Source organism: Stenotrophomonas sp. YJH_SMC_37 (assembly GCF_059370035.1).
The window spans coordinates 219,103-237,520 of record NZ_JCAFTG010000006.1; the positions used below are offsets into that span (position 1 = coordinate 219,103).

At 68.8% G+C, this 18,418-nt stretch carries 14 protein-coding genes; 11 read left to right on the forward strand and 3 right to left on the reverse strand.

Going from position 1 to position 18,418, the window contains the following annotated elements; genetic code table 11:
• Position 1: 1 nt before the first annotated feature.
• From AC5P8J_RS11125 to AC5P8J_RS11160, 8 genes are read left to right on the forward strand one after another with little or no spacing between them, the layout of a single operon-like run.
• On the forward strand, positions 2-1,636 hold the full coding sequence (locus tag AC5P8J_RS11125; RefSeq protein ID WP_021203292.1) for a TldD/PmbA family protein: 1,635 nt from the start codon (positions 2-4) through the stop codon (positions 1,634-1,636).
• Positions 1,637-1,657: 21 nt separating this feature from the next.
• The gene (locus AC5P8J_RS11130) at positions 1,658-2,992 is read left to right on the forward strand and encodes a TldD/PmbA family protein (RefSeq protein WP_019661955.1); all 1,335 of its coding nucleotides are present in this window, start codon (positions 1,658-1,660) and stop codon (positions 2,990-2,992) included.
• Positions 2,992-3,699: a DUF4159 domain-containing protein gene (locus AC5P8J_RS11135; protein ID WP_019661956.1), complete on the forward strand. Its 708-nt coding sequence runs from the start codon at positions 2,992-2,994 to the stop codon at positions 3,697-3,699. Before AC5P8J_RS11130 ends, AC5P8J_RS11135 begins: the two co-directional genes overlap by 1 nt.
• 16 nt (positions 3,700-3,715) lie before the next feature.
• Complete coding sequence (locus tag AC5P8J_RS11140; RefSeq protein ID WP_019661957.1) at positions 3,716-4,699, forward strand: AAA family ATPase; 984 nt, start codon at positions 3,716-3,718, stop codon at positions 4,697-4,699.
• A 7-nt stretch (positions 4,700-4,706) separates the two neighbouring features.
• Positions 4,707-5,603: a DUF58 domain-containing protein gene (locus AC5P8J_RS11145; protein ID WP_134729786.1), complete on the forward strand. Its 897-nt coding sequence runs from the start codon at positions 4,707-4,709 to the stop codon at positions 5,601-5,603.
• A complete protein-coding gene (locus tag AC5P8J_RS11150) occupies positions 5,600-6,721 on the forward strand; it encodes a BatA domain-containing protein (RefSeq protein ID WP_134729788.1) in 1,122 nt (373 codons plus the stop codon). The genes AC5P8J_RS11145 and AC5P8J_RS11150 overlap by 4 nt, the downstream gene beginning before the upstream one ends.
• On the forward strand, positions 6,718-8,880 hold the full coding sequence (locus tag AC5P8J_RS11155) for a hypothetical protein (RefSeq protein WP_495216785.1): 2,163 nt from the start codon (positions 6,718-6,720) through the stop codon (positions 8,878-8,880). The genes AC5P8J_RS11150 and AC5P8J_RS11155 overlap by 4 nt, the downstream gene beginning before the upstream one ends.
• Positions 8,877-10,685: a hypothetical protein gene (locus AC5P8J_RS11160; protein WP_346469886.1), complete on the forward strand. Its 1,809-nt coding sequence runs from the start codon at positions 8,877-8,879 to the stop codon at positions 10,683-10,685. Before AC5P8J_RS11155 ends, AC5P8J_RS11160 begins: the two co-directional genes overlap by 4 nt.
• 71 nt (positions 10,686-10,756) lie before the next feature.
• On the opposite strand, the gene AC5P8J_RS11165 is transcribed toward AC5P8J_RS11160, so the two are convergent.
• Together AC5P8J_RS11165 and AC5P8J_RS11170 are read right to left on the reverse strand one after the other, a co-directional pair.
• Positions 10,757-11,431 carry a hypothetical protein gene (locus AC5P8J_RS11165; protein ID WP_111103581.1) on the reverse strand — a complete coding sequence of 225 codons (675 nt, stop codon included), beginning with the start codon at positions 11,429-11,431 and terminating at the stop codon, positions 10,757-10,759.
• A 39-nt stretch (positions 11,432-11,470) separates the two neighbouring features.
• On the reverse strand, positions 11,471-11,989 hold the full coding sequence (locus AC5P8J_RS11170; RefSeq protein WP_111098117.1) for a hypothetical protein: 519 nt from the start codon (positions 11,987-11,989) through the stop codon (positions 11,471-11,473).
• 498 nt (positions 11,990-12,487) lie between these two features.
• On the opposite strand from AC5P8J_RS11170, the gene AC5P8J_RS11175 reads away from it, so the two are divergent.
• The 3 genes from AC5P8J_RS11175 to AC5P8J_RS11185 all read left to right on the forward strand — a co-directional run bounded on the left by AC5P8J_RS11175 (position 12,488) and on the right by AC5P8J_RS11185 (position 16,389).
• Entirely contained in the window at positions 12,488-14,977 is a 2,490-nt protein-coding gene (locus AC5P8J_RS11175; RefSeq protein ID WP_058983247.1) for a DEAD/DEAH box helicase, read from the forward strand.
• On the forward strand, positions 14,974-15,996 hold the full coding sequence (locus AC5P8J_RS11180) for a ribonuclease H-like domain-containing protein (protein ID WP_346473770.1): 1,023 nt from the start codon (positions 14,974-14,976) through the stop codon (positions 15,994-15,996). Before AC5P8J_RS11175 ends, AC5P8J_RS11180 begins: the two co-directional genes overlap by 4 nt.
• A gap of 78 nt (positions 15,997-16,074) precedes the next feature.
• Entirely contained in the window at positions 16,075-16,389 is a 315-nt protein-coding gene (locus tag AC5P8J_RS11185; protein WP_019661967.1) for an I78 family peptidase inhibitor, read from the forward strand.
• Positions 16,390-16,433: 44 nt separating this feature from the next.
• Here the strand turns inward: AC5P8J_RS11185 and AC5P8J_RS11190 are convergent, their stop codons facing one another.
• On the reverse strand, positions 16,434-18,416 hold the full coding sequence (locus AC5P8J_RS11190; RefSeq protein WP_478436135.1) for a M56 family metallopeptidase: 1,983 nt from the start codon (positions 18,414-18,416) through the stop codon (positions 16,434-16,436).
• Positions 18,417-18,418: the final 2 nt, after the last annotated feature.

An 18,418-nucleotide genomic window follows, 5' to 3' on the forward strand; every position in this document is an offset into this window, starting at 1 on the left:
CTTGCAAAGACGTGACTTCCTGGCCCTGACCGGGCTTACCGCGGGCGGGCTGATCGTGCCCTCCTTCTTCGGCAAGGTGATCGCCGCCGAGCAGCTGCAGTCCAGCCTGGACCCGGCGCTGAAGAAGCGCCTGGCTGACGCTGCGTTGCAGGCCGCACGCAGCGCCGGCGCCACCTACTGCGACGTGCGCATCGGCCGCTACCTGCGGCAGTTCGTGATCACCCGCGAAGACAAGGTGCAGAACGTGGTGAACACCGAGTCCACCGGCGTGGGCATCCGCGTGATCGTCAACGGCGCCTGGGGCTTTGCCGCCACCAATGCGCTGGGTACCGCCGATGTGGCCAGGGCGGCGCAGCAGGCCGCGGCGATCGCCAAGGCCAATGCTGGCGTGCAGACCGCGCCGGTGCAGCTGGCCAAGGCGCCGGGTGTGGGTGAGGTGAGCTGGCGCACGCCGATCCGCAAGAATGCGATGGAGGTGCCGATCAAGGAAAAGGTCGATCTGCTGCTGGACGTCAACGCCGCGGCGATGGGCGCCGGCGCCAGCTTCGTCAATTCGATGCTGTTCCTGGTGAACGAGCAGAAGTACTTCGCCTCCACCGACGGCTCCTACATCGACCAGGACGTGCACCGCATCTGGGCGCCAATGACGGTCACCGCCATCGACAAGTCCAGCGGCAAGTTCCGCACCCGCGAGGGCCTGTCCTCGCCGATGGGGCTGGGCTACGAGTACCTCGACGGCGCCGCCGCCGGCAAGGTGCACAGCCCCAATGGCGTGGTCAACTACAGCACCTCCTACGACATGAAGGAGGACGCCGTCGCCGCCGCCAGGCAGGCGCAGGAAAAGCTGAAGGCACCGTCGGTGAAGCCGGGCAAGTACGATCTGGTGCTCGACCCGTCACACACCTGGCTGACCATCCACGAGTCGATCGGCCACCCGCTGGAGCTGGACCGTGTGCTCGGCTACGAAGCCAACTACGCCGGCACCAGCTTCGCCACCCTGGACAAGCGCGAACAGCAGTTCCAGTACGGCAGCGAGCTGGTCAACATCTTCGCCGACAAGACCCAGCCGGGCAGTCTGGGCGCGGTGGCGTACGACGATGAAGGCGTGAAGTGCAAGCGCTGGGACCTGATCAGCAACGGCAAGCTGGTGGATTACCAGACCATCCGCGACCAGGCCCACATCCTCGGCAAGAGCGAGTCCGACGGCTGCTGCTATGCCGACTCGTGGTCCAGCGTGCAGTTCCAGCGCATGGCCAACGTGTCGATGGCACCGGGCAAGAAGCCGCTGAGCGTGCCCGACCTGATCAAGGACGTGGAGAACGGCATCTACATCATCGGTGACGGTTCGTTCTCGATCGACCAGCAGCGCTACAACGCGCAGTTCGGCGGCCAGCTGTTCTACGAGATCAAGAACGGCCAGATCACCCGCATGCTGGAAGACGTGGCCTACCAGATCCGCACGCCGGAGTTCTGGAATGCCTGCACCGCCGTGGCCGACGAGCGCGACTACCGCCTGGGCGGTTCGTTCTTCGACGGCAAGGGCCAGCCGGGCCAGGTCTCGGCGGTCTCGCACGGTTCGTCCACCGCGCGCTTCAACGGCATCAACGTCATCAACACCGCACGCAGCCTCGGCTGATCGGTCAGGAGCCCTTACACCATGAGTATCTTCACCGAAGCCCAGGCCAAGGCCATCCTCGACAAGGTCATCGCCCTGTCCAAGGCCGACGAGTGCACCGCCGTGCTGTCCGGCGCGATCAGCGGCAACATCCGTTTCGCGCTGAACAATGTCTCCACCAGCGGCATCGTCGACAACACCGAGCTGGCGGTCACCGTCGCCTTCGGCAAGCGCGTCGGCACCGCCTCGATCAACGAGTTCGACGACGCCGCGCTGGAACGCGTGGTGCGCCGTGCTGAAGACCTGGCGCGCCTGGCCCCGGAGAACCCGGAGTTCATGCCGGCCATCGGCAAGCAGAGCTACCGTCCCAGCCCGACCTTCAGCGAATCCACCGCCGCGATCGATCCGGCCTTCCGCGCGAAGGTTGCCGCCGATTCGATCGCCCCGTGCCGTGGCAACGGGCTCATTGCCGCCGGCTTCCTCGAGGACGGCCAGGGCTTCCAGGCGACCGCCAACAGCAACGGCAACTTCGCCTACCAGCGCACCACCAACTTCGATTACACCTGCACCGTGCGTACCGAAGATGGCCGCGGTTCGGGTTGGGTCGGCCGCAACCTGAAGGATGCCGCCGACTTCAAGGCCGACCAGGACATCCGCATCGCCATGCGCAAGGCCACCGAATCGGCCGAAGCCAAGGCGCTGGAACCGGGCAAGTACACGGTGATCCTGGAGCCGGCCGCAGCGGCAGGCCTGATCAGCTTCATGATGAACTTCTTCAGCGCACGCTCGGCCGATGAAGGCCGCAGCTTCCTGTCAAAAAAGGGTGGCGGCAACAAGCTGGGCGAGCAGGTCTACGACCCGCGCGTGACCATGATCGCCGACCCGTGGCATCCGGAGGCGCCGGTGCTGCCGTGGGACAACGAAGGCCTGCCGCGCGAACGCATGGCGATCATCGAGAACGGCAGGATCGCCAACCTGGACTACTCGCGTTTCTGGGCGCAGAAGCAGGGCAAGACCGCCAAGGCCTCGCCGGGCAACCTGCTGATGAGTGGTGGCGACAAGAGCACCGCCGAGCTGGTACGCGGCACCCAGAAGGGTATCCTGGTCACCCGCACGTGGTACATCCGCATGGTCGATCCGCAGACCGTGCTGCTGACCGGCCTGACCCGCGACGGTACCTTCTACATCGAGAACGGCCAGATCAAGCATCCGGTGAAGAACTTCCGCTTCAACGAATCGCCGGTGATCATGCTCAACAACATCGAAGAGCTGGGCAGGCCGGTGCGCGTGGCCGGTGATGAATCCAGCTTCGTGATGATGATCCCGCCAATGAAGCTGCGCGATTTCACCTTCACCTCGCTGTCCGACGCGGTCTGATGGATCGCCGGGCCTGCCTGCGCTGGTTGGCTGCTGCCGCTTCGGCGGCGGCGCTGCCGGCCTGGGCACAGGCAGGCCCGCGCAGTTCGCGCTACGACTTCTGGTTCACCCGCCTGCAGTACGACTCCGGTGACTGGGACGTGGACGCGCGCATGCCGTCCAACCTGATCACCTCGCTGATCGACTACACCTCGCTGCGCGTGGACCCGCAGGAGCACGTGGTGGCACTGGCCGACCCGCGCATGCTGGAAGCGCCGTTCTGCTACCTGGCCGGCCACACGCTGGTGGAGTTCAATGCCGCCGAGCGGCAGAACTTCGTGCGCTATGTGCGCAATGGCGGCTTCGTCTTCGTGGACGACTGCAACCACGACATCGATGGCCTGTTCGCCACCTCGTTCGAGGCGCAGATGGGTCGCCTGTTCGGCCCGAAGGCACTGCAGAAGCTGCCCAACAGCCACCCGCTGTACCGCAGCTTCTTCCGCTTCCCCGACGGCCCGCCCGCCACCAGTTTCGAACTCAACGGCTGGGGCGACGACCTGGTGCACGACTACCTGAAGGGCATCGAGGTCGATGGCCGCCTGGGGCTGCTCTACAGCAACAAGGACTACGGCTGCGAGTGGGACTACGACTGGCGCAACAAGCGTTTCCTGGCCGAAGACAACACCCGCTTCGGCGTCAACATCGTGATGTACGCGTTGAACAACTGATAGGACCTGCACGCCCATGACCTCCCCCGACCTCGATTCCCTGCTGCCGCGCCTGGATGCGCTGCGCGCCGCGCTTGCACGCGCAGTGGTGGGCCAGAACACCGTGGTCGAGCAGCTGCTGATCGGCCTGCTGGCCGGCGGCCACTGCCTGCTGGAAGGCGCGCCCGGGCTCGGCAAGACCCTGCTGGTGCGCTCGCTCGGGCAGGCGCTGGAGCTGCAGTTCCGGCGCGTGCAGTTCACCCCCGACCTGATGCCCAGCGACATCCTCGGCACCGAGCTGCTGGAAGAAGACCACGGCACCGGCCATCGCCATTTCCGCTTCCAGCAGGGCCCGATCTTCACCCACCTGCTGCTGGCCGACGAACTCAACCGTACCCCGCCCAAGACCCAGGCCGCACTGCTGGAAGCGATGCAGGAGCGCACGGTCAGCTACGCCGGCACCACCTACGCGCTGCCCGCGCCGTTCTTCGTGCTGGCCACGCAGAACCCGATCGAGCAGGCCGGCACCTACCCGCTGCCGGAGGCACAGCTGGACCGCTTTCTGCTGCACGTGCTGGTGGATTACCCCAGCGAAGACGAGGAGCGGCAGATCCTGGAACAGACCACCGGCGGTACCACCGACGCGGTGCCGAAGGTGATGGATGCCGAAGCGGTGACCGCACTGCAGGCGGCCGTGCGCCAGGTGCATGTCAGCCCCGATGTGCTGGCCTGGATCACCCGCCTGGTGCGTGCCAGCCGGCCGGGCGAAGGCGCACCGGCAGCGATCAACCAGTGGGTGAAGTGGGGCGCCGGTCCGCGCGCCGGCCAGTCGCTGGTGCTCGCGGCAAAAGCGCGCGCACTGCTGCAGGGCCGCTTCGCCGCCACCCGCGAGGACGTGCAGGTACTGGCCGCACCGGTGATGCGCCATCGCCTGCTGCTGTCGTTCGCCGCCGAAGCCGAGCAGAAGCGTGCCGACGACGTGGTCGCCGCCCTGCTGCAGGCCGTGCCGTTCCCGGGTTGAGCCACGCGTGAACGCCGGTACCCCGCTGACCTTGCCACCGGACTTGCGTGCGCGCCTGCGCCTGCTGCGGTTGCGGCCGCGCCTGGCCAGCGGGGCGAGCGGCATCGGCCAGCACGCCAGCCGCAGCCGCGGTGCCGGTCTCGAATTCGCTCAGTACCGAGCCTACGAGCCCGGGGACGAACTGCGCCAGATCGACTGGAAGCTGTACGCGCGCTCGGACCGCTTTTTCGTGCGCGAATCCGAACGCGAAAGCCCGATCACGGTCTGGCTGTTGCTCGATGCCACCGCCTCGGCCGGCCAGGCCGATCGCGCGGTGCCGCAACGCACGCGCCTGGACCACATGTGCGGCGTGGCCGCATGCCTGGTCGAACTGGCCCTGCAGCAGGGCGACCGTTTCGGCCTGCTGGCGATCAATGGCGATGGCCTGCGGCTGGTTCCCGCGGCGAACGGCGCACGCCAGCGTGATCGCGTGCATCTGCAACTGCATGCCTTGCAGGCGCGCGGCGCCTGGCCTGCGGCCGATCGCCTTCGGCCGCTGTGGGAACGCGTGCGCCCGGGCGACCTGCTGCTGGCGATCGGCGACGGTTTTGACGAGGCCGGCATTGTGCTGCTGGAACAGCTGGCCAGCGCACGCCGCGAAGTGGCACTGCTGCAGATCCTGACCGCCGACGAGCGCGACTTCCCGTTCGACGCCGGCCACCGCTTCCGCGACCCGGAAACCGGCGAGGAACTGCTGGGCGACGGCGCGGCGATCCGCGCCGATTACCTGCAGCGCTTCGCTGACGCAAGCAGCGCATTACGTGCGCGCCTGCAGGCCAGCGGCATCGCCAGTGCCACCGGCTGGCTCGACCAACCGTTGGACCAGCCGCTGCAAGCGCTGTTCGGCCGTGGGGGCGCTGCATGACCCTGCTGTTCCCGCTCGGCCTGGCCGCTCTCGCCGCAGGGCTGCTGCCGCTGCTGATCCACCTGGCCCGCCGCCATCCGTATACGCCACTGGATTTCGCCGCGCTGCGCTGGCTGCGTGCACAGATACGGCCGCGCCAGCGCATCCGCTTCGATGACTGGCCGTTGCTGCTGGTGCGGCTGTTGCTACTGGCAGCCTTGGCGCTGCTGCTGGCGCGGCCCGCGCTGACGGGCCCGGCAGCGCCCCCCGCTGCATGGACCGTGGTAGCGCCGGGCCTGGATGCTACGGCACTGCGTGGAGCGGCCGAGGATGGCAACTGGCACTGGCTGGCACCTGGCTTCCCCGCCATCGATCAGGCACCACCGGCATCCAGCGCATCCCTGCCCAGCCTGTTGCGCGAACTGGACGCACAGCTGCCTGCGGGCACCGCGTTGACCGTGCACGTTCCCGATCCCCTGCCCGGCCTAGATGGCGCCCGCCTGCAGCTGTCGCGCGACGTGCAATGGCACACGCAGCCGATGCCGGTCACACCGCCGCAGACTGCAGCGGCATTGCCGCAGCTGCGCGCGCACGGCGAGGCATCCGCCACTGCCCAGCACTGGTTGAACGCACTGCGGCGCGCGTGGGGCGTGCAGGCAACGCTCGCTCCGCTGTCGGTGGATGCCCTGCCCGAACGCGGCGAGATCGGCGTGTGGAGCCGCAGCGATGCACTGCCGGCGAACTGGCAGGCGTGGCTGCGCGACGGCGGTCGTGTCATCACCGCCGGCATGCCCGCTGCCGACGCCCGCATCCTGCTGCGCGACGCGGAGGGCGCACCGCTGCTGTGGCAACAACGCGTCGGCCACGGCTATCTGCTGGCGCTGCCGGGCGACTGGAATACCACGAGCAACGCCGCGCTGCGCGATCCGAACTTGCCGCGTGCCCTGCTGCTGGCGCTGCAGCCACCCACGGCTCCGCGCCTGGGCGATGCACGTGACCAGGCACCGCAGCGGGCCGCATTGCCTGCTGCAACACCACCGCTGCGTGAGCCGACGCCTTGGCTGTTGCTGGCTATCGTGCTGCTGTTCGCCCTGGAACGCTGGATGGCCAGCAGCGCCCGCCGCAGGGTGGCCGCATGAATACCTTGCAGCACGCCTGGCAACGTGCGCGCCGGCGCCGTGCGCTCATCACCCTGCTGCTGGGCCTGCCATGGGCGCTGGCTGCGGCGGGGCTGGCCCTGCGTCTGGCAGGTTTCGATATCGCCTGCGTCGTCGGTACGATCAGCCTGGTCGCGTGTGCGGGCTTCGCCACTGCGCATGCCCGCCAACTGGACCGGCAGTGGCTGCAACGCCACCTTGATGGCAGCGGTGCCAGCGAGGACAGTGCCGATCTGCTGTTCGCCGATGCCGCCACGCTCAATCCGCTGCAGCAGCGCCAGCGTGCGCATGTGCTGGCCACGCTGGAACGCGCGATGCCGGAGCTGCGTCCACACTGGCCGCCTGGGGCATTGGCGCTGTGCTGGATCGCAGGCCTGGCCATTGTTGTGCTGGCAGTCGGCTGGCCACGTTCGAACCCCGGTTCCGCGCCAGTCCGCACCTCAGCGCCGGGCAGCACGGCCGCCGCAGGCCCGCTACGCCTGCAGTCCGCCCGCCTGCGCATCGACGCACCGGCCTATACCGGCCAGGCCACGCTTACCCAGAATGCGCTGGACGCCAAGGTCGCCGCCGACAGCCGACTGTCCTGGTCGCTGCGCTTCGACCGCGCACCGGACAAGGCATGGCTGCAGTTCCACGATGGTCGCAGGTTGCCGCTGAGCGAGCACGAAGGACAGTGGCAGGCGCAGGATGTGGCACGCGCGCCGGTGCTGTACCGCGTGGTGAGCGAACCGGCACTGGCAGAGACCCGCCTGCATCGGCTGGATGTGGTGGCCGACCGTGCACCCAGCGTGCGCGTACTGGAGCCCACGGCCAGCCTGGTGCTGGGCACGCCGGGGCAACGACAGTGGGCACTGCGCTTCGAAGCCAACGACGATTACGGTGTCGCGGCGCAGGCAACGCTGTCGATCACCACCACCCAGGGCAGCGGGGAGAACATCACCTTCGTGAAGCGCGGCATCACGCTTGCCGGCAGCGGCGAAGCCACCGCGCGACGTTTCGCCCATACCCTGGATCTGGCTGCGCTGGGCGCGCAGCCCGGCAACGATGTGATCGCCCAGTTGGAAGTGCGCGACAACCATGCACCCACGCCGCAGACCGGGCGCAGCAGCAGCGTGATCCTGCGCCTACCCAGCGCCGAAGTCGCGCTCGGTGCGGAGCTCGAAGGCCGCATCAAGAAGACCCTGCCTGCGTACTTCCGCAGCCAGCGGCAGATCATCATCGATGCCGAAGCCCTGATCCGGCAGCGACGCAGCCTGGCCGACGAGGACTTCGTGAAGCGCAGCGATGCGATCGGTGTCGACCAGCGCATCCTGCGCCTGCGCTACGGCCAGTTCCTGGGCGAGGAAAGCGAAGGTGCACCGAAGCCACCGCCGACCAGCGACCTGCCCACCAGCGATACGCCGTCCGCCGGCGACCACGACGACGATCACGACCATGGCGCCGAGGCCGGCGCGCACGACGCGCATGACCATGATCACGGCGGCAAGCCGGCCAATGCCGATACGCCACCGGTGTTCGGCAGCGACACCGACGTGCTCTCCGAGTATGGCCACACCCACGACCACGCCGAGGCGGCGACCCTGCTCGATCCGCAGACCCGCGCCACGTTGAAGGCCGCGCTTGACCAGATGTGGTCGGCCGAAGGTGAGCTGCGCCAGGGCCGCCCGCAGCAGGCGCTGCCATTTGCCTACAAGGCGCTGGGCTTCATCAAGCAGGTGCAGCAGGCCGAGCGCATCTACCTGGCCCGGGTCGGGCCGGAGCTGCCACCCATCGATGAAAGCCGCCGGCTGGGCGGTGATCGCGCCGGACTGGCCAGTCGCGAACTGCCATTGGCCGCGCGCACCCCGCCCGATCCGGCCATCGTTGAAGCCTGGCAGCGCCTCGGTGATGACAACGGCGCACCGGATCTCGATGCGCTCGCGGCCTGGCAGCAGCGCAACGCGGCCTACCTGCCCGATGCATTGGATCTGGCTGCGGCCATCGAGCAGCTGCGCATCGAGCCCGACTGCATCGACTGTCGCCAGCGCCTGCGTGCGCAGCTGTGGCGCGCGCTGCAGCGTCCAATGCCGCAGGCGATGCGGCGCAGTGCGGCCGATGCGATGGGCCAGCGCTACCTCGATGCGCTGGAGGCGCAGCCATGACCGCCACCAGCCTGAACCTGTGGATTGCGCTGGCACTCACTCTGGTCGTGGTCATCGCCAGCGTGCGCCAGTTGCGTGGAAGCACAACGCACCCTGGCCGCCGGTGGAGCGTGATCGCACTGCAGGTCATCGTCGCCACGCTGCTGTACTTCTGCCTGATGCCGCCCACCCGCCAGCAGCCCGCAGGCGGGCTGGTCGTGCTTGGCGTCGATGCCGGCAAGGCCGGCGCACCCCCGGCCAGCGAAGGCCCGCTGTTGCTGTTGCCCGAAGCTGCCGATGTGCCCGGCGCACAGCGCGTTCCCGACCTGGCCACCGCGCTGCGCCAGCATCCGGCCGCCACGCTGACGCTGGTCGGTGCAGGCCTGGCCGCACGTGACCGCGACACGGTGCTGCCGTCGGATGTACGTTGGCAGGCCGCACCGGAGCCGCGCGGCTGGATCGCGCTGCAAGCACCGGCCGATGTGGCCCCCGGTGCACGCTTCGAAGTACTGGCCCAGGCGCGTGGCGCGGCAAAGGCCAAAGCAGAACTGCTCGACCCGGCCGGCAGCGTGGTCGATCGCACGGACGTTGCCGACGACGGCCGCGTGCAGCTGAGCGGCATCGCCCGCGCCGAAGGCCGCAGCGTGTTCAAGCTGCGCCTGCTCGATGCCGACGGCCATGTGGTGGACAGCGTCCCGGTGCCGCAGCAGACCCTGCCGGCCGCACCGCTGCGCCTGCTGGTGCGCGCCAGTGCGCCGGGCCCAGAGCTGAAGTACCTGCGCCGCTGGGCGGCCGATGCCGGCATCCGTGTGCAGGTGCAGGCGGATACCGGGGCCGGACTCAGCATCGGCGATGGCGCGGTGGCGATTGATGCAGCATCGCTCACGCGCAGCGATCTGCTGCTGCTGGACGAGCGCAGCCTCGCGGCATTGAGTGCAGGCCAGCTGGCCACCGTGCGCCAGGCACTGCGCGATGGACTGGGCGTGCTGGTACGCAGTGCGGGCGCACCTTCGGCCAGTGCGCGCCAGCGCCTCCGCGATCTGGGCCTGCCCGTGCAGGGCGATGGCAGCAGCCGCACCCTCGAACTTCCCGCCGATGGCGAAGGCGCGATCCTCGCCGCACGCCGTGGCCCGCTCGCCGCCGGCACATTGCCCACCGGCTACGGCGAAGAGGCCGACCGCAGCTCGCACAGTGCCGCGCTGCCTTCGCTGGAAGCACTGGCGTTGCAGGCGCCGGGCGGCAGCGCACTGCTGCACGATCGAGCTGGCAACGCCATCGGTGGCTGGCGCGTGGTTGGCAGGGGCCGCATCGGCCTGCTGCCGCTGACCGACAGCTGGCGCTGGGTGCTGGCCGGGCGCGATGACCGCCATGGCGAACTCTGGAGCAGCGTGGTGGCCACGCTGGCGCGCGCACAGGACAGCGATGATGCGCTGTGGTCACCGCAGCCGATCAGCTGGGCAGGCGAACGGAAGGCGCTGTGTGGCGTGCAAGCGCCGCTGCAGGTCTTCAACAAACGTGGTGACGCTGTACCCCTGATTGTCGATGGCGCGACATCGGCGCTGCGCTGCGCCGGCTGGTGGCCCCGTGAGGCAGGCTGGCAACGCCTGCAGCATGGCGACAGCGTTGTCTGGCGCTACGTGTTCGACCCGAAGGATGCACCGACGCTGCATCGACAGGTGATGATCGATGCGACCACGCGGGCGTTGGCTGCCAGCACGCTGGCAGACGCGTCGGTGGTGCAACCCGTGCCGGGCTCGCGCTGGCCGTGGTGGCTGGCGTTCGTGCTGTGCGCCTCGCTGCTGTGGTGGCTGGAGCGGCGGCGCTGACCGCATCGATTGAATCGCGGGCAGCACCCACGCGTGGCGTGGATCTACTGGCCCCAATCCTCATGCGCCCTTCAACGTTTTCCGGCGCGCCGGTACACACCGTTGAAACGCACGTTCATGCCACCGCATTCGCTGTTGTCGGCCACGATCAGCACCTCACCCAGTGAGTGCACGCGAACCCGGCACGTGTCCTCGGCGAACTCGACATCGGCACCCTGCGGTATGGCACGCGCTTCCACCTGGCCCAAGTTCGGCCCATACGGGCGCTGCTCCGGCGTGGGGTTGGCGGAGGGCCAGTAGGCGTCCCCTTCCACATGCAGTTGCCCACCCTGCACGGTGATGCGCAGGCCGTTGTCGCCGTCCTTCCAGTTGCCCGCCCAGTCCTGCAGCGTGGGCACGGCTACCGGCAACGGTTGCAGCTTGCTGCGGTCGACCCAGCCGGCGCTGCCGCCCACCTTGTTCGGGAAGAACGCGCAGCGGTAACGGCCCAGGTCGCGACCGGTCACCACCGTATCGCCGTTGACCACATAGCTGCGCTGGCGGCAGGCCGGTTCGCCCTTGGCGGGGCAGCCATCCATGTCGCCGAGCAGGTACAGGCGCGGTACATCGACCACCCGCGCCAGCGCGAACCGGCTCTGTTCGGAGGGGAATGCGCCATTGCGGCAGGCGCCGCCATCGGCGATATCGGACGCGAAGGCGGAGGCCGGCAGCAACGCGGCCAGCAGGCAGAACGAACGCAGGGACATGACAGCATTACCGGTGGGGGGCCAGCAGCATATACCGGCCTACTTCACTGGCGCTGTGTCGCCGGCATCCTGCTCCTGTGAGAACCGCAGCGCGCGCTGCTGCTGTTCGGCGCTGAGCTCTGGCGGTGGCCGCGCCACGGCCGCCTGGATCTGGTCCGGCCCGCCGGTGAGTTTGTTGATGCCTTTGGCTGCCGCCATCACACCCTTGACCACGCCCATCATGATGTAGCCACCGCCCATGCTGACCTGCTCCGGCGACGGCGGCTCGCTCCAGTCACGGCTGAAGCGGTTGTCGCCGAACTTCACCGGGTTCTTGAAGCGGTACAGGTCCACCGGCTCGTCATCGGGCTTGAGCGCACGCACTTCGCCGAGTGTGGTGACATTGTCCTGCGGCAGGGTGGTGGAGATCGGCGCGGCAGGTGCTGCCGGGGCATCAACAGGGGGAGCGGGCACAGGATCGGACACCGCTACCGGCGCTGCCTGCTGCGCCTGCGCGACGCCCGCCAGCAACAGGCTGGCCAGCAGTGCTCCCTGCGTTCCCGGTCGTGCCACAGCCATCCACCCTGTTGGTTGCGTCCAGTGAACAAGGATACGGATGCGGGCTTCAGATTTCGTTGGCATCGGCGGGGGCATTCAGGGTGTGTCACGCATCATCGCTGCGCGGCCTGGGCGCCGAAGTTTGCAACGAACTTCATTCCCGCCGGGGGATGGGGACGGCATCCTGCGGTTTTCCCGGTAAGGCCTCGCTGATGACAGCTCCCTCCATACGCCTGCCGCGTCGGCCGCCGTTGTCGCAGCACCTGGAGCTGGGCTGGCCGCTTGCGTCTGGGTGGCGGGCGGCGGCATTGCTGGCGTTGGGCTGGCACGCGATGCGGTTTGTGGTCTGCATGGTGCAGTTCCTCCGCCGCAATGAGGCGCTTGACGCGGACATCGCGCAGCGTCCGGACCCGTCCGTGGCAATGAACGGTTCACGCCCTTCGCGCGCGATGTCTCACATCCTGAGACGTGGATGTGGTGCCATGTGACCCCTCGCAATCCGTCCCCGCTTCCTCTTCCATGGCTTACGAACTCGCCAAGCGCACCGCCGATGCCGAGCAGAAGCTCGCCACCCGCGATGGCCTGCCTGCCCGTGACGGCGCCCTGCTCAGCGCGCGCCTGCAGCGCCGCTACCAGGACCGCATCACCGGCAGCTTTGCCATTCCCGGCCGCGAGGGCCGCTATGCCCCCATTCCCGATGCGGTACCGCCGGCCCTGGCCGCGGCCCTGAAGGCACGCGGCATCGAGCAGCTCTACAGCCACCAGGCCGAGGCCTGGGAGGCCAGCCAGCGTGGTGAGCACGTGGCCATCGTCACCCCCACCGCCAGCGGCAAGTCGCTGTGCTACACCCTGCCCGTGGTCAGCGCGGCGATGCAGGACAAGGCCAAGGCGCTGTACCTGTTCCCGACCAAGGCGCTGGCACAGGACCAGGTGGCCGAGCTGCTGGAACTCAACCGTGCTGGCGATCTGGGCGTCAAGGCCTTCACCTTCGATGGCGATACCCCGGGTGATGCGCGCCAGGCGATCCGCCTGCATGGCGACATCGTGGTGTCCAATCCGGACATGCTGCACCAGGCGATCCTGCCGCATCACACCAAGTGGGCGCAGTTCTTCGAGAACCTGCGCTACATCGTCATCGACGAAGTACACACCTACCGCGGCGTGTTCGGCAGCCACGTCACCAACGTGCTGCGCCGGCTCAAGCGCATCTGCGCGTTCTATGGCGTGCAACCGCAGTTCATCCTGTGCTCGGCCACCATCGGCAACCCGCAGGCACATGCCGAGGCGCTGATCGAGGCGCCGGTCACCGCCATCACCGAATCCGGCGCGCCCAGCGGGCCGAAACAGGTGCTGCTGTGGAACCCGCCGGTGATCAATCCGGACCTGGGCCTGCGCGCCTCGGCGCGGTCGCAGAGCAACCGCATCGCGCGCATCGCGATCAAGTCCGGGCTGAAGACCCTGGTGTTCGCGCAGACCCGGTTGATGGTCGAAGTGCTGACCAAGTACCTGAAGGACATCTTCGACCACGACCCGCGCAAACCGCCGCGCATCCGCGCCTACCGCGGTGGCTACCTGCCCACCGAGCGGCGCGAGACCGAGCGCGCGATGCGTGCCGGCAACATCGACGGCATCGTCAGCACGTCGGCGCTGGAACTGGGCGTGGATATCGGCAGCCTGGACGTGGTCATCCTCAATGGTTACCCCGGCAGCGTGGCCGCCACCTGGCAGCGCTTTGGCCGTGCCGGTCGCCGCCAGCAGCCCGCGCTGGGGGTGATGGTGGCCAGTTCGCAGCCGCTGGACCAGTACGTGGTGCGACATCCGGATTTCTTCGCCGAGGCCTCGCCCGAGCACGCGCGTATCGCGCCGGACCAGCCGCTGATCCTGTTCGACCATATCCGGTGCGCGGCCTTCGAGCTGCCGTTCCGGGTCGGCGATGGCTTCGGCCCGATCGATCCGGAGGTATTCCTGGAAGCGCTGGCAGAGACCGAAGTGATCCACCGCGAAGGCGAGCGCTGGGAATGGATTGCCGACAGTTATCCCGCCAATGCGGTCAGCCTGCGCGCGGTGGCCGACGGTAACTTCGTGGTGGTCGACCGCAGCGATGGCCGCCAGCAGATCATCGCCGAGGTCGATTACTCCGCCGCCGCACTCACCCTGTACGAAGGGGCGATCCACATGGTGCAGTCCACCCCGTACCAGGTGGAGACGCTGGACTGGGAGGGCCGCAAGGCCTACGTCACCCGTACCCACGTGGACTACTACACCGACAGCATCGACTTCACCAAGCTCAAGGTGCTGGACCGTTTCGACGGCGGCGTGGCCGGCCGTGGCGATTCGCACCATGGCGAAGTGCATGTAGTGCGGCGCGTGGCCGGCTACAAGAAGATCCGCTATTACACCCACGAAAACATCGGCTACGGCCCGGTGAACCTGCCTGACCAGGAACTGCACACCACGGCGGTGTGGTGGCAGCTGCCTCAGGCGCTGCTGCTGCGTGCGTTCGCCAGCAAGCAGGATGCGCTGGATGGTTTTCTCGGCGCCGCCTACGCGCTGCACATCGTTGCCACCGTGGCGGTGATGGCCGATGCGCGCGACCTGCAGAAGTCGGTCGGCAACGGCGATGGTTCCTGGTTCGCCATCGCCGACCAGAGTGGCCGTGGCCAGCTACGCGGCAGCGAGGGCGATCCCGCTGGAGTGGAGCTGCTGCAGGAATTCGTGCCCACCGTGTACCTGTACGACAATTTCCCCGGCGGTGTCGGCCTCAGCGAACCGCTGTGGCAACGCCAGGCCGAGCTGGTGCAGCGCGCGCGCGAACTGGTGCAGCGCTGCGACTGCAAGGCTGGCTGCCCGGCCTGCGTGGGTCCGGTGCTGGCCGCGCAGGAAGACGATGAGACTTCGCCGCGCACGCTGGCGCTGCGCGTGCTCGACCTGTTCGATGCCGACGCCTGCCAGCATGTGCCCGACGTGGTGATCACCACGCGCGAGCCGATGGAGTTGCTGGCACCGTGAGCCTGAGCCTGGACAAGCTGCGCCTGCTGCGGAAGCAGGCCGGCGACCCGAAGGCGATCACACCGGCCGCGCCGGACGCGCCCCCTGCGCCACCGGCGCCCGTGGCCGCCAACGATGCGCGGCAACCACCGGCCGAACGTTCGGTGTTCGCCTGGGTCGAACAGGAAATCCGCCACAAGCCGACCGGCGCTGCGGCCTCCGCACCGGCACCCGTACCGCTGCGTCGGCCGGAAGTAGGCAGCCTGCATCGCCTGCTCGGCCTGCGCTCCCGCGGCAGTACCACGCCGGCACGCGCCAGCGCACAGGATCGTCAGCTGCCCGGCGAGCAGATCGCACCGGGCCTGTTCCTGATCGAATCGCTGCAGCCGCAACCAATCCCTACCGCCCCGCTGTCATTGGCCTTCGCCAAGCGCGAGGACCAGCACGTAGCTGCGCGCGACCTGCTGTTCTTCGATACCGAGACCACCGGCCTGGCCGGTGGCACCGGCACGCGTGCCTTCATGATCGGCGCGGCCGACTGGTACGTGTGCCCGCAGCGTGGCGAAGGCCTGCGCATCCGCCAGCTGCTGATGTCCACCATGGCTGCGGAAGAAGCGATGCTGGCCACCTTCGCCAGCTGGCTGCAGCCCTCCACCGTGTTCTGCAGCTACAACGGCCGCAGCTACGATGCGCCGCTGCTGAAGGCGCGCTACCGGCTGGCGCGCCAACGCGATCCGATCACCGCGCTGGACCACGTCGACCTGCTCTACCCCACCCGTCGCCGCTATCGCGGCACCTGGGAGAACTGCAGGCTGTCCACCATCGAGCGCCAGCTGCTGCGCGTGGTGCGCGAGGACGACCTGCCGGGCTCGGAGGCACCGGGAGCATGGTTGCGCTTCCTGCGTGGCGGCGACGCCGTGAACCTGCGCCGGGTGGCCGATCACAATCATCAGGACGTGGTGACGCTGGCCTTGCTGCTGCAGCGGCTGGTGCGCGAGGAACAGCGCGAGCGCGAGACACTGGCGCTGGTCGGGCAGTAATGACACGGGGCAGCGTTGACATGCCCTGACGGTGGCAGCGGTGACACTGCCGCCACCATCCACGCCTGGAGCCCGACGATGCGCCTCAATCCCCTGGTCCTGCTCGCCATCCTGCCCTTGGCCGCCTGCAGCCATGCCGGCAGCAGTACCGCGCATGAGACCACGCCGCCACCGGCGGCCGATGGCCCGCATGAGTGCCAGCCCGATAAGCTTGAACCCTTCACCGGCAAGACCGCCGACGAGGCCACCGTGAAGCAGCTGGTCAGCGCCAGCGGCGCGCGCAATGCACGGGTGGTCAAGCCTGGCATGGCGGTGACCATGGACTTCCGCCAGGACCGCGTGACCGTGCAGGTGGATGCGCAGAACCGCATCGAACGCGCCAGCTGCGGTTGATGTTCCGCTGGTAGCGCCGGGCATGGCCCGGCGCTACCGCCGTTTCAGAGGCGCTCGGCCTTGCCGCTGGCCAGTGCACGCGCGATCACCTGCTGTGCCTGCTGCGATGCCTGCGCATGCACGCGTGCCTGGCGCTCACCCAGCGCGGCCTGCTGGCTGCCCAGTGCCGCCTGGCGGCTGGCCAGTTCAGACTGCTGGTTGGCCAGACGCCGCATGTCACGGGTGCGGCCGGACGGCGTGGCCTCGCTGCGGGCTTCCTGCATCGCACGACGTGCCTCGGCAGCGGCCTCGCGTGCAGCCTCACGCGCAACGGCCATATCGCCGGTTGCACCGCGCGCTGCCTTCGCCGCTTCCGCGGCGGCCTCACGGTTGATGTCGTGGGCGGCCATCGCATTGCGTGCAGCCTCGGCGGCAATCAGTGCGATGCGGCGCGACTCCTCGCCCTGCAGGCGGCTCATCTCACCCATCTGCCTGCCGAGTTCGCCCTGCTGGCGACCCAGCGCACTCTGCTGGCGGCCCAGTTCGCTCTGCTGGCGACCCAGCTCTGCGGCACCACTGTAGGCACGCTGCAGGCTCTGGATCAGCATCGGGTCGCGCACCACATAGCGCTTGTCGCCCTGGCGGAACCACAGCGCCGGGCCCTTGCCGAGCTGCCTGCGGGCCACCGTCACGTCGTCCATGCCGCCGTTGGCGAAAGTCGAATCACCATCGACCAGCACAAAAGCCTCCCGGGGCGACTTGCCCAGGTCCAGGCGGCCGTAGGTGGTGATGGAGCGGGCGGCCGACACCGTGCCTTCATCGTCTTCGGCCATGCCGGTGGAATCGTCGACGTCGGCCACGTCGGCATCGTCGGGCCCGGTCGCGTCAGCAGGTTCGGCCGGGGCTGCCGGTGCGGCAGGTGCCGCTGGGGCAGCCGCGGCCGCCGGCGGTGCGGACGGTGCTTCCGGGGCCCTAGGCGGTGGCGGCGCCACGGCCTTCGGCGCGGCCGGAGGGGCGGGCGGGGCGGGCGGCACCGGCGCTGCGACCAGCCGCATCGGCGCCACGCCCACCACCACCACCGCAGCGGTCAGCGCCACCGCCAGCAGACGCGGGCAGGACCGGGGCGACTGCAGCGAAAGCAGGCGACGCTTGAGGCTGGTGGTGCTCGGTGCGGCGCTGGCCACGCCCAGATGCGGCTGCGGGGCCACGCCCAACTGCAGCAACAGGCGGCCATAGGCCTGGCGGCTGGCGCCATGTTGGCCAACCACGGCTGCATCCACCGCTTCCTCGCGCGCCTGTGCATATTCACGCACCGACAGGCGCAGCAGCGGGTGGAAGAAGAACAGGTGCTGGGCCAGTGCAGGCAGCAGGCCCCATTGCAGGTCACGCCGCTGCAGGTGCTGCAGTTCGTGGGTCAGGGCCAGGTCCAGCGCATCGCCCTGCAGGGCATTGTCGCCGGCCGGCAGCAGCAGCACCGGGCGGAACGGCCCGACCAGCTGCGGTGCGTCCACCTGCGTGCTCATCCACAACCGCGGCGCAGGACGCACGCCGTGCGCATCGGAGGCCAGCTGCAGCGCCTGTACCAGCGCCTCGTCCTCGCAGGGATAGGCCGCAGCCAGCAGTGCGCGGCAGCGGCGCCACTCACCCAAGGTGCGCAGCGCCATCAGCAGCACGCCGGATGCCCACAGCGCAGCCAGTGCAACGGCCCACCACGCCACTGCCGGCACGTCCGCTGCAGGCATCGGCATCGCGGCCAGCAACTGTGCCGAGGCCTCCGGGGCCAGCGGGTAGACCATGTCAGCGGCCACGTCGGTTGCGGTCATCGCCACCGCCTGCGGGGCCGGCAGCCAGGGCAACTGCAACGGCTGGCTCCAGAACAGGCCGAGCACGGCCTGCAGCGAGACCAGCCACCACAGGCGGCAGCGGGTGGCCGCCGACAGCGACGGCAGCACGCGGCACAGGCCGTACACCAGCGCCACCAGCAGTACGGTCTGCAGGCTGGTCCAGCCCAGCCGTTCCAGCATCGGGATCAGCATCGTGGTGTCCATGG